Origin of the sequence: Lacrimispora amygdalina (assembly GCF_003432035.1) — a bacterium.
Taxonomy (GTDB): domain Bacteria; phylum Bacillota; class Clostridia; order Lachnospirales; family Lachnospiraceae; genus Lacrimispora; species Lacrimispora amygdalina.
Genome location: NZ_QOHO01000020.1, coordinates 36,302 through 48,151 on the forward strand (window position 1 = coordinate 36,302; position 11,850 = coordinate 48,151).

Annotated in this window: 9 protein-coding genes; 7 read left to right on the plus strand and 2 right to left on the minus strand. The window is 43.9% G+C overall.

Going from position 1 to position 11,850, the window contains the following annotated elements; genetic code table 11:
- The first annotated feature begins 134 nt into the window (after window positions 1-134).
- A complete protein-coding gene (locus tag DS742_RS07105) occupies window positions 135-1,523 on the plus strand; it encodes an MATE family efflux transporter (RefSeq protein WP_117416298.1) in 1,389 nt (462 codons plus the stop codon).
- Between the two features lie 16 nt (window positions 1,524-1,539).
- Window positions 1,540-2,532, plus strand: a complete 993-nt coding sequence (locus DS742_RS07110) for an alpha/beta hydrolase (RefSeq protein WP_117416299.1) — start codon at window positions 1,540-1,542, stop codon at window positions 2,530-2,532.
- Between the two features lie 9 nt (window positions 2,533-2,541).
- Here the strand turns inward: DS742_RS07110 and DS742_RS07115 are convergent, their stop codons facing one another.
- Window positions 2,542-3,372, minus strand: a complete 831-nt coding sequence (locus DS742_RS07115; protein WP_117416300.1) for a helix-turn-helix domain-containing protein — start codon at window positions 3,370-3,372, stop codon at window positions 2,542-2,544.
- 275 nt (window positions 3,373-3,647) lie between these two features.
- The gene (locus DS742_RS07120) at window positions 3,648-6,149 is read right to left on the minus strand and encodes a glycoside hydrolase family 31 protein (RefSeq protein ID WP_117416301.1); all 2,502 of its coding nucleotides are present in this window, start codon (window positions 6,147-6,149) and stop codon (window positions 3,648-3,650) included.
- Window positions 6,150-6,420: 271 nt separating this feature from the next.
- On the opposite strand from DS742_RS07120, the gene DS742_RS07125 reads away from it, so the two are divergent.
- The 5 genes from DS742_RS07125 (at window position 6,421) to opp1B (ending at window position 11,850) form a co-directional block, all read left to right on the plus strand.
- Window positions 6,421-7,221 carry an alpha/beta hydrolase gene (locus tag DS742_RS07125; protein WP_117416302.1) on the plus strand — a complete coding sequence of 267 codons (801 nt, stop codon included), beginning with the start codon at window positions 6,421-6,423 and terminating at the stop codon, window positions 7,219-7,221.
- A 289-nt stretch (window positions 7,222-7,510) separates the two neighbouring features.
- Window positions 7,511-8,143 (plus strand): class I SAM-dependent methyltransferase, encoded by a 633-nt coding sequence (locus DS742_RS07130; RefSeq protein WP_117416303.1) that lies wholly within the window; start codon window positions 7,511-7,513, stop codon window positions 8,141-8,143.
- 11 nt (window positions 8,144-8,154) lie between these two features.
- Window positions 8,155-9,081 (plus strand): LysR family transcriptional regulator, encoded by a 927-nt coding sequence (locus DS742_RS07135; protein WP_117416304.1) that lies wholly within the window; start codon window positions 8,155-8,157, stop codon window positions 9,079-9,081.
- Between the two features lie 80 nt (window positions 9,082-9,161).
- A complete protein-coding gene (gene nikA, locus DS742_RS07140; protein ID WP_117416305.1) occupies window positions 9,162-10,802 on the plus strand; it encodes a nickel ABC transporter substrate-binding protein in 1,641 nt (546 codons plus the stop codon).
- A 106-nt stretch (window positions 10,803-10,908) separates the two neighbouring features.
- Window positions 10,909-11,850 (plus strand): nickel/cobalt ABC transporter permease, encoded by a 942-nt coding sequence (gene opp1B / locus DS742_RS07145; protein ID WP_117416306.1) that lies wholly within the window; start codon window positions 10,909-10,911, stop codon window positions 11,848-11,850.

Sequence of the window (11,850 nt, forward strand, 5' to 3'; positions counted from 1 at the left end):
TTCTTTCTGCGTTGTACTTGCGTTTGAGTCTTTGATTGATTATAATCGAGGAAGGCTTATTTTTGATAAGCAGAAAACGAATCTGGCAAAAACGGAGGTAATACAGAAAAAGTACGCTTTTACTGGGAAAAAGTATGAAAAAATTGATTGGTAACAAAGCATTTTATAAAATGGTACTGGCCATTGCAATTCCTATTATGATACAGAACGGAATTACCAATTTTGTCAGCCTTCTTGATAACATTATGGTCGGAATGGTGGGAACCGGGCAGATGTCGGGAGTTGCGATTGTAAATCAGCTGATATTTGTTTTTAATGTCAGTGTGTTCGGTATCGTCTCCGGTGCGGGAATCTTTGGTGCTCAGTTTTATGGCAGTGGTAGACATGACGGAGTAAGGCACACATTCCGGTTTAAATTTTTGTGCTGCCTGTTTCTGTCAGCTGCGGCTGCGGTTATATTCTATTTCTACGGAGAAAATTTAATTTACATGTACCTTCATGGGGAAGAAAGCGGCGGAGATCTTTCTATTGCTCTTACCAATGGTCGTAAATACATGCTGGTTATGATGCTGGGGCTTTTGCCTTTTGGCATTGAGCAGGCGTATACCAGTACTCTTCGTGAATGCGGGGAAACGGTGATTCCCATGAAGGCTGGAATCGTCGCTGTTTTGGTCAATCTTATACTTAACTACATTCTGATCTTTGGTAAATTCGGGGCACCTGTTCTTGGTGTGGTGGGTGCAGGAATTGCCACTGTTACGGCTAGGTATGTTGAGACTGTAATTGTAATAATGTGGACCCATATGCACAAGAAACGCTTTCCGTTTATCGAGGGGGCCTATAAGAGCATGCATATACCGGCGGGCCTGATCGGAAAAATCTTTGTGAAGGGTACGCCTTTGATTGTAAACGAAGCTTTGTGGGCAAGCGGAATGGCAATGTTAATGCAATGCTATTCCATCAGGGGACTGACTGCTGTGGCTGGATTAAATATTTCCAATACCATTGGCAATGTGTTTAATGTGGTTTATATGGCTCTTGGAATCTCTGTTTCCATTATTGTAGGCCAGCTCTTAGGTGCGGGAAAGATGGAGGAAGCAAGAGAGACCGATACGAAACTGATCGTATTTTCCGTTGCATCCTGTGCTGTTATGGGTACAATACTGGCAATTGTGGCGCCTCTTTTCCCGATGATTTACAATACAACTGATGAGGTGAAGAACTTAGCAGTACAGTTAATCAGGATTCTGGCCTTTATCATGCCAATGAACGCATTTATGAACGTTTCCTATTTTACACTGCGTTCCGGAGGAAAGACGGTTGTAACCTTTTTCTTTGACAGTGTGTTTATGTGGGTGGCAAGTATCCCGGCAGCGTATCTGCTTAGCCGGTACACGCAGATCCCCATTGTTCCGCTGTATTTTATGTGCCAGATGGTAGATATTATTAAATGCATCATTGGTTTTATTCTTGTAAAAAAAGGGGTATGGATTCAGAATATTGTTCTGGACCACGAGGCATAAGAGAGGAGAAGGTATAATGTTTGAGTCTGTTTCCGTTGATATGACCATTGGAGAGCTTTGTTCGATAAAAGAACTTGAACCGTTTTCCGGGTATTTTTTCACAAATATGACAGAAGATGTGTGGAAAAGGAAAATTAGTGATTATGGAAATGAGCGGTGCGGAATACTGCCTGCAATTAAACGTATTTATGAGGTATTGGAAGAAAAAAGCCAGATAATCTATGATGTTTATCCAAAAGAAGAATGGCAAGAGGAACCGGATAAGGAGCAGGTGAAGCTGATTCATATGCCTGGGGACCCGGATAAACCCTTTGTTCTTGTGTGCCCGGGAGGGGGGTATGCAAGAGAATGGGTACTGGTAGAGGGCTACCCCATTGCCGATCAGTTAAACAGAATGGGGTATTCTGCATTTATTTTAATATACAGAACAGGCCAGAAGAAGCTTCTTCCAAAGCCTCTGAATGATATTGCGGCCGCACTGAAGTTTTTAGCTGCTCATAAGAATGAGTTTCAGATCAGAATGGAAGCGTATGCAGTGACAGGTTTTTCTGCAGGAGGTCATCTGGCGGCTGTATGGGGTACAAAAGAGAAGGGATATGAAGCCTATGGCCTTCATAAGCCGGCTGCGCTGTTTCTCGGTTATCCAAGTATCTCAACGGTTCAGTTTTTAAAGGATATGGAGAAGGCTTCTGAATCAGAACGGGCAGCTGCCGTGAAGTATTTAGAACGGATTGGAGGAGAAGATTTTACAGAAGAATCTTTGATGGAGTACAGTGTAGAATACCACATGGATCAGAATTATCCCCCCTGCTATCTGGTTCACAGTAAGGATGATCCTGTTGTTAATATACAGGCCAGCTGCCTGATGGAAGAACAGCTGAGCCGCTTAGAAGTCCCTCACAGAGTACGGTTTATGGAACACGGCGGTCACAGCTTTGGACTGGGAAATGGGACCGGGCTTGATGGATGGCTGTCAGATGCAGTCAGATTCTGGGAAGAGGTACGCTGAGAGCTTTGCTCATTGCCCTGCTTTTTTCTGATCTGCATACTGCCTGCGGCTTTTGGAAGGTGACATGCCGATAATGGACTTAAATACGCGGTTAAAATGGGTTACATTGGAAAATCCCACTTCTTTGCTGATATCCGTAATAGTCCGGTCTGTCTCCATGAAAAGCCTCTGAGCATGGATGATGCGTATATTATTGATATATTGAATAATGGTGCTGTTGGTGTAGCGCTTAAATTCCCGGCATAAGTAATAAGGGCTGATATAAAAACGGGAAGCAAGGTCCTCCAGGGTGATGTTCTCCGAAGAATGGCTGTGGAGGTAATGAAGAATTTCTGTAATGCGGCTCCGGTTTTCCGGGGCTGCTTTTTCATCCGCTCTTCTGGCAATCTTAATTAAAAGCAGATTTAAAAGCATCTTCATGGCATCAGAATGAAACCCTGCGCCTTCTCCCTGCTCTTTTAGAATTTCATTAATAAGAAGATGAACGGACTGGCTGGCTTTTGTATCAAACCGGTAAACTCCAGCTGACTGGCTGAGTGTGTGGAGAACTTCCGGCACAATGACTGTTTCGGGGGAAAAATAAACCAGAACCCGTTTAAAGGGCACGTCATTATCTCCGTAGGAATGGTGCATGGAATAGGGAGGAAAGATAATGAATTCCCCTGAGTTTAAGGAATAAATATTATCGTTCACCATATGGTAGCGCGTTCCGTATTCCAGATAATATAATTCAAAGTATTCGTGATAATGGGATTTGGCCATATTATCGTTCACGCCCTGAATGCGTTCGCTGGCAATCATGCGGCCTCCTGCCATTATAAAACTTGCTGTGTCAATCAAGATATTACCTCCCTAAATAAGGCTGGCTTCATTATAACGTTTTAATGGAAGGATATCAATATGGGATTAATGAGAAATGATCTCGGTAAATGTTCTTGCTTTTTTCTTGCTCCTGTGATATTATAAATACAGTTAGCAGCAACTAACTACATGTGAATATTCTATACATCAGACTAACCCTCTGAGATTATCCTTCATTGACCCGTGAGGGATCATGACTCCTACAAAAAACCCGCCCCTGTAACCGCATGACAGGGACGGGCTTTTTGGTATTGTTACATACCGATCATATCAAACTGCTGGAATGAAATCACAAGCCTGCAGTTTTTCTTAGGATTCGGATATTTAATCTGAACAGATTTCAGTGTCTGGCTGTAATACCAGCCGCAGTCTGCCGCCTCAAATTTTTTACGATACAGAAAATGAGGAAATTCTTTGCCGTCTAAAGTAATCCAGAACGGTGCTTTATCTCTTCGGATCACATCTAAATAAATGTTTTCAACAGACGTCTGATAGCTGCCCTCCTGATTAAATTCCACAACAGTCTGTTCACCTGCAGTCATTTCAATTTTAGTCTTTAAATAATCTCCGTTTTGGTAATTTAAAGTAGTTCCGTCATCTTCATAGAGAGTGAAGGAATTGTTTTTGCCAGCAGCCAGGAGCAGATGGATACCGGTGACAGATTCGGTAGTTAAGTTGTTCATCTGGTTCGCAGCCATAGGTATAATGGCACCTTCCCGTACAAAGAGCGGGATACTTGCCATTGTTACAGGGAACTCAAGAGTTTGTCCTCCCTCGTATTTCTCTCTTGTATAATAATCATAGAAAGTCTCGCCTTCCGGAAGGTAGACTTTTCTTGTAAGAGCGCCTTTTTCCACTACATTTGCTACCAGCAGAGAATCCCCGATCATGAAATCGATTCCCTCTTCATAACAGGCGGGGTCATTCTGGAATGCGCTGCACATAGGCTCCATGATGGGGAGTCCAGTCTCATGGGCACGCTCCATAAGAGAGTAGAGGTAAGGAATCAGTCTGTAACGGAACTTGATGGCATCCCGGATGTATCCGGTGTGGTTTCCATACATCCAGGGCTCCGTTACCGTATTATCTGTATTTACGGAGTGAACTGAAAACCTTGGCTGGAAAATGCCGTTCTGTATCCAGCGGACCATCAGCTCTGCTTCCGGTGATGTACCATAAAAGCCGCCTATATCACAGCCCTGGTTTGCCACGCCGCTTAAACTCATGCCCAATATGGTTGCAATGTTATATTTTAACGAATCCCAGCAGGTTAAGTTATCTCCGGCCCAGGTCTGTGCGTAGCGCTGAATGCCGCTGTGTCCGGACCGGCATACGATAAATGGTCTGGTATTGTCAAAAGTCTCATGAATGGCTTCATCGGTGATCTGACACATGATATTGGACATTACTGACTTTAACTGGCCAATGGTTCCGCCTTTGCCTTCAAAATCACAGCGGCAGTCTTTGTCCACCATACTGTCATATTCACAGTTATCGTTCCACACAGAGCACGTTCCCATTTCCAGAACATGTTCCTTTAACAGTTCCTTCCATACACTGCGGGTTACAGGTTTGGTGAAATCGGCGAAAACTCCCTTGCCGCCCCACCAGGTACCGATACCGGGCTCGTCGCTCTGGCTGTCTTTTACAAAGATATCTTTTTCTTTCATCTGTAGAAGATTGGGATGAGACAGAAGAATTCCGGGTTTTACGTTTGGAGATACGGTAATTCCTCTTTTTTTCATCTGTGCGAAAAAGTCTCTGGGATTTTTAAAACGTTTTTCATTCCAGGTAAATACACAGCGTTTTACACCCTGCTCAGTGTCCTGGGAGGTGTAACCGGAGGATAGCTGAAAACCATCTACCGGGATATCTTCTTCTTTTGTTGTATCGATGAATTCTGTGATTGCATCGTCACAATCTGCCTCCAGTTCCGGATAGTACATGGAGGAACCCAGGTATCCAAGCGCATACCGGGGAAGCATGGCGGATTTACCGGTAAGATCTGTATACCGGGAAACAACTTCCCGAATGGAAGGACCGGCAATGAGGAATAAATCGATATCTCCGCCGTCGGTACGATACCGGCTGTGCGGCTTCCAGTAATTACTCTTCTCTCTGCCCATATCAAAATCGCATTCATACGTATTATGATAGAAATATCCCACTGCCTTTTTTGAACTGCGGTTTAATTTAATATAAAACGGAATGTGCTTATACAGGGAATCTGTCTCTTTCGGATTATAACCCATGGCATCCTTGGGGCTCATGGATAAGAATTTCTGGGCCTTATTCCATTGTCCGCTCTTCTCACCAAATCCGTAGAAGCAGTCTTCCGGTGAAATCTCGCTGGTGTGAATCCTGCGATGGTTGCTGTCCTCCAAATATCCAAGATCAACAATATCAGAATGGAGAGAAGTGCCTTCTTTATCGTAAACGCAGATGCGGAACGGGTCCTTCTCGATAACAACCTTTAACTGGGAGCCGCTTAGAACTGCCTGGTCTTTTGTCTGGCTGAGACTTGCAGCGGCTGGGGTCACTCGTTTTCTCTGGTTTTTAAGCACTCCGTCCATGCGGTCCTCCCATGCAGTCATGACCAGACTGTAGGATTCTTCCGCAAAATCGCCGTCAAATCCTGCGCGGATTCTTAAAATGGATTCTGTTAAAAACTGTACCCGGATTTCGATGGAATTGGTAATAATCTGAAAATAACCATCCATCTCTTTTACTTCATTCACGTTTGTACATAGCTTCATAAGGCATATACTCCTTTACTGTAATTCTAAAACAGGTTTGTGCTTTAATCATAAAGAAAACGGCAATCGAATACTAGACTAAAATTGCAGACTGTCAGCCAAAACTATACATATCTTGCACTCTTTAAGAGGGAAATATGCTGGATACAGACGAATACCAGAGAATAAAAGAGCAAAATAAGTATAGGATATATTAAAATAGTGCAATTTTCGTCTAGTACTGACAGGTAAAGACGAATATAATGAAGGAAAAAAAAGGGAGGTTTTAACCATGGCCAGTATGAATTGTCATTATTATAGTTATTCCCTGGGACATACCGTGGATGTCAACGTATTTGTACCAACACCCGAGGGAAATGAGCAGATCACCAGTGAATCGGCAAAGAAAGCATTTCCTTATGAAAAAGGTCTGCCAGTCTTATATCTGCTTCATGGAGCGTTTGGAGATTACAGCTCCTGGATGCGTTTTTCCAACATAGAGCGTTATGCCCAGAAGCATTGCTGCGTGGTAGTTATGGCGTCAGCGGAAAACAGCTTCTATCAGGATATGTACCGTGGCAGCCGTTACTTTACCTTCTTTTCAGAGGAGCTTCCTGCATTTATTAAAAGCATTTTCCCGGTTTCAAAAAGGCGGGAAGATACCTTTGTGGCAGGTCTTTCCATGGGGGGCTATGGAGCCTGGTTTTTAGGGCTGTCAAAGCCGGAGCAGTATGCAAAGGCTGCCAGTATGTCCGGTGCGCTCAATATCGCAGAAACCTTTGATGGCATCCAAAACGGATCCATTGACGGGCCATTTCCCTGGAAAAATATTTTTGAAAATCCAGAAGAACTCTCAGGAAGCAATGCAGATCTGATGCATCTGTATGACCGCTGCGTAAAAGACGGAATCGTACCAGAGCTTTATCAGGCATGCGGAACGGAAGATTTTCTTTATGAAATGAACCTGGAAGTGAAGAAAATCATGGAAGAAAAGGGAGCCCATGTATTGTTTGAGGAAGGGCCGGGAGGCCATAACTGGGATTTCTGGGATCTTTATATCAAGAATGTTCTGCAGTGGATGCTGCCGGTTTAGTTGATAATTCTTTTCGAAAAAGGGGGCTTGTTTTTTCTGATTTCTTATGATATTATTATGACAGTTAGTTAATACTAACTGCGTGTGAATATTCTAACATCAGACTAACCCTCTGATTGCATCCTTCATTTGACCCGTGAGGGATCATGACTCCTACGAAAAGGCCGTACCTGTTACCGCATGACAGTACGGCTTTTTTGGTTATCCAGGCGGCCATTGACATGAGATGCGGCGGGTGCTATCATTGGGTAAATTTATGATATCTGATAAAAAAGGAGCGTGTAAAAAGATGAAGGATCAGGCAAATAAAACATTCTGGCAGAGGGTATCAGGAGTATACGGGCTTTTTATGGCGAAGGACCGAAAGATGTATGAGGAAATCAGCAGGGAGATCGGTGCGGATTTGGATAAAAGCATGACAGTTTTAGAGCTGGCATGCGGCACCGGACAGCTTTCTTTCCTCATTTCCCAATCAGTGGGATTTTTAGAAGCCACGGATTTTTCGGAAAACATGATACATACCGCTCAGAGGAAGCAGGCACCGGAGAACCTTCGCTTTTCTGTTCAGGATGCAACGGATTTACAGTTTGAGCCGGAGGTTTTTGACGGTGTGGTGATTGCCAATGCTTTGCATATTATGCCGGCCCCTGAAAAGGCGCTGTCGGAAATTTACAGAGTTCTGAAACCAGGGGGATTTTTATTTGCTCCCACTTTTGTTGCGGCTAAAGGAAAAAATGGTTATCTGAGTACCAGAATACTAAATCTGCTTGGGTTTCATACCTTTCATAGCTGGGACGATAAATCGTTAACTGCTTTTGTTGCAGAGAACGGATTTGAGCCGGCTGCTGTCAGGATGATTCATACCGGTTTTTTGCCCTTATGCTGCTTAAAGGCGAGAAAGCAGCCTGAGATTATTAATTAACGGAGGAATGGATGGAGATAAAACAACTGGAATACTTTGTAGCGACTGCGGACCATGGCAGCTTAAACAAGGCGGCTGAGCAGCTTTATACTTCTCAGCCCAACGTCAGCAAGGTGATAGCAAATTTAGAGAAGGATTTAGGCGTAATTCTGTTTGAACGTAACAGCAGGGGGATGCGTATGACCGAGCAGGGGAAGATGCTCTATGGCCACGCCCTTACCATATTAAAGAATTCCAATATGATCCGGTCTCTTGTCCAGAAAAAAATAGGAAATTATTTTTCTGTTTCAGGGTATCAGAGCAGCATTCTTGCCAAGCTGATCGCGGATATCTATGAAGCTCATAAGGATCAGAACATTACGTTCGGATTTCGGGAAGGGACTGTGGAAGAGATTACGGACGATGTGTCTGAGCACATATCGGAGATCGGTATTGTTTATCTCGCGCATACCCAGCTGCAGTGCTTTAAGCATATTATCTGGCATAAAAAACTGGAGTTTTTTCCTCTTGCCGAGCTTTCCATCCGTGTTTATTTAGGAAGCCGTCACCCATGGTATGACAGGGAGTCTGTAGAGCTTACTGAGCTTTCCCAGTTAAAATTTATTGAGGGGACCAAGGATTTTTTTGCGATGGAGCATCATATTGAACGGATCAGTGTCGGTGCGGTTCAGATGGAGAACTTAAATAATGCGGTCTGCACCAACAGCGACTATCTGATCACCAGCATGTTAAAGCATACGGATGTCTGCTGCCTGGGCATCGATTTTGTATCCCGGGAATATGAAGAACAGGGAATACGGGCGCTGAAGGTGAGGGACTGTGAGAAATTTCTGACTCTGGGATATGTAAAACAGAAGAAAAAGGATCTGTCTTCTGAAGCCCGGTTTTACATAGGAGAATTGAAAAAAATGCTGTCCGCCTATAACGTTTTGTTATAACCGGTTCTTCCTGATTTGTATTAGTAAGTCACGACTAACTATGTTATAGTTAACACCATAGCAAATCAGGAGGAGCAATTATGAAAAAAAGATTATTATATACCTGCCTTGCAGGTGTTGTTTCTGCAGCTCTTTTATCCGGGTGCCAGAAACAGGGCAGTAAAGAGGCTGCAGCAACCGGCAAAGAACAGGCAAACACAGAAGCGGCAGCAACGAAAGGATCTGAGGGGACGCCAAAGGATGAGCTGGTATTTGTAAACTTCCGTGATATCAGGGATTTAAATCCTCATCTGTACGCCGGAGAGATGTATGCCCAGGAAATGCTTTACGAGACTCTGGTCACGATAACTGCTGACGGTTATGCGCCCTGCCTGGCAGAAAGCTGGAATATAAGCGAAGATGGAAAGACCTATACATTCAAAATCAGAAAGGGCGTTACCTTCTCTGATGGTGAGGTGTGTGATGCCAATGCCATTAAGGCGAATTTTGATGCGATCATTGAAAACAAGGAACGTCATACATGGCTGGAAATGATGAATGTGCTGGTGGGAGTATCCGCACCTGATGCAGATACATTTGTCATTGAGCTTTCACAGCCGTATTACCCCATGCTGACAGAGCTGGGAGTTACAAGACCATTTGCAATGATCTCTCCTAAGGCCATGAAAAACGGCAGTACAAAGGACGGTGTGGATGCTTATATCGGAACAGGCCCTTATGTACTGAAGGAATCTGTTACAGATGAATATGCTGTGTTTGAGGCTAATGAAAACTACTGGGGTGAGAAACCGAAGGTGAAAAAGATAACCGTAAAGGTTATCCCGGACAACCAGACCCGTATTCTGGCACTGGAAAAGGGTGAAATTGATTTAATCTTCGGTAAGAATATGATCGATGCTGATGCAGTGAACAAATATAAGGAAAGTGATAAGTTCTCTGTTTCCTTGTCTGATGCTACATCTACCAGACAGATTGTAATTAATACCACCAATGATATTTTAAAGGATAAGACTGTGCGTCAGGCGATTCAGCATGCCACTAACCGCCAGGCAATCTCAGACGGTATCTTTTACGGGCTGGAAAAACCCGCTGATACGCTGTATTCCAAGACAGTTCCTTACTGCAATATTGAATTGACTCCCTACGAGTTCAGCCAGGATAAGGCATCTGAGATGCTGGAAGAGAGCGGCTGGGTTATGGGAAACCAGAATGTGAGAGAAAAAGACGGAACGCCTCTTAAACTGACTCTTTTATACAACAGCGACAGTGTTACGGAAAAGACCATCGCAGAGTACCTTCAGTCTGAATATGGTAAGCTGGGAATCGGTCTGGAGATCAAAGGAGAAGAAGAACAGTCTTACCGTGACAACATGAAAGCAGGAAACTTTGACATGGTGTTTAACATCTGCTGGGGACTTCCTTATGATCCTCAGTCTTCCCTGGCTGGAATGAGACAGCGGGTATACGGGGACTACGCAGCACAGCAGGGACTTGCGGACAAGGCGGAGATTGATAAGGCAATTACGGAAATCATGGTATCTACAGATGAAGAGAAGCGCCAGGAGCTGTACCGCTTTGTGCTGACCAGGCTTCATGAGGATGCGGTATATATCCCTCTTACCTATGAGTGTAATAAGGCAATCTACAGGTCAGATTTAAAAGGTGTTGGATTTACCCAGACCCAGTATGAAGTGCCCTTTGCCCAGATGTATTTTGAATAATTTCCGGGAGGGATTTAAAACATGGGAAATACCGGCTGCATGTTTGTCAGGCTGCCGGTTTCCCATGTTTTTTCATACCTTTCCCAGCTAAAATGGAGGCCTTATTATGAAGTCCTATCTTGTGAAACGAATCCTGTCAGCGATTCCCCTGCTGATCATGATTTCATTTTTGTGCTTTGTGTTTATAAATATGATTCCTTCCGATCCGGCAGAAGTAGCATTAAGAGTCCGCCAGACACCGGTTATTACGGAAGATGCCATTTTGCAGGTCAGGGAAGAACTGGGATTAAATGATCCCTATCTGATCCGGTATCTGCGCTGGGTGGGTAACTGCCTGAAGTTTGATTTCGGTGTCAGCTATACCAATCCATCCAGAACGGTTCTGGGGGAGATCTCCAGATGTTTTCCTGCTACATTTGTACTTGCCATGTCTTCTCTGGTGATCGTTATCGTCTTAAGTCTCCCCATCGGTTTCTTTTGTGCTGTCTATAAGGACAGTCTGTTTGACCGGATTGTACGGGGGATTGTATTTATGACAACTGCCATGCCTGCGTACTGGGTGGGCCTTCTTATGATATGGCTCATCAGTATTAAGTGGGATCTGCTCCCTACCAGCGGAAGCGGCAGCATGAAACACTTAATTCTGCCTTCCATTACAGTAGCGCTCACCTATATTTCCACTTACATAAGGCTGATCCGTAACAACATGCTGGAAAATATGAAAGAAGATTACGTTTTGTATGCCAATGTAAGGGGATTAAAGCAGAGCACCATTCTGGTAAGACATATTTTAAAAAATTCCCTTCATACCTGTATAGTGGCTATTGGTATGAGTGTGCCCCAGCTCATGGCGGGAACTATTGTAGTGGAAAATGTATTTGCATGGCCCGGACTTGGAAAGCTGTGCATTGCATCTATATTCAACCGGGATTATCCGGTAATTCAGACCTATGTGCTTTTAATCGGAACACTGTTTGTGGTTTTTAACCTCTTGTTTGATATTATTCAAAGCATAGCTGATCCAAGACTTCGAAGGGAGGTATCCTAA

What these genes read in the sequence shown, in the direction of transcription:
- opp1B (WP_117416306.1), top strand. Translation starts at nt 10,909, where the DNA reads ATGAAGTCCTATCTTGTGAAACGAATCCTGTCAGCGATTCCCCTGCTG.
- DS742_RS07130 (WP_117416303.1), top strand. Translation starts at nt 7,511, where the DNA reads ATGAAGGATCAGGCAAATAAAACATTCTGGCAGAGGGTATCAGGAGTA.
- DS742_RS07105 (WP_117416298.1), top strand. Translation starts at nt 135, where the DNA reads ATGAAAAAATTGATTGGTAACAAAGCATTTTATAAAATGGTACTGGCC.
- DS742_RS07125 (WP_117416302.1), top strand. Translation starts at nt 6,421, where the DNA reads ATGGCCAGTATGAATTGTCATTATTATAGTTATTCCCTGGGACATACC.
- DS742_RS07110 (WP_117416299.1), top strand. Translation starts at nt 1,540, where the DNA reads ATGTTTGAGTCTGTTTCCGTTGATATGACCATTGGAGAGCTTTGTTCG.
- DS742_RS07135 (WP_117416304.1), top strand. Translation starts at nt 8,155, where the DNA reads ATGGAGATAAAACAACTGGAATACTTTGTAGCGACTGCGGACCATGGC.
- DS742_RS07120 (WP_117416301.1), bottom strand. Translation starts at nt 6,149, where the DNA reads ATGAAGCTATGTACAAACGTGAATGAAGTAAAAGAGATGGATGGTTAT.
- nikA (WP_117416305.1), top strand. Translation starts at nt 9,162, where the DNA reads ATGAAAAAAAGATTATTATATACCTGCCTTGCAGGTGTTGTTTCTGCA.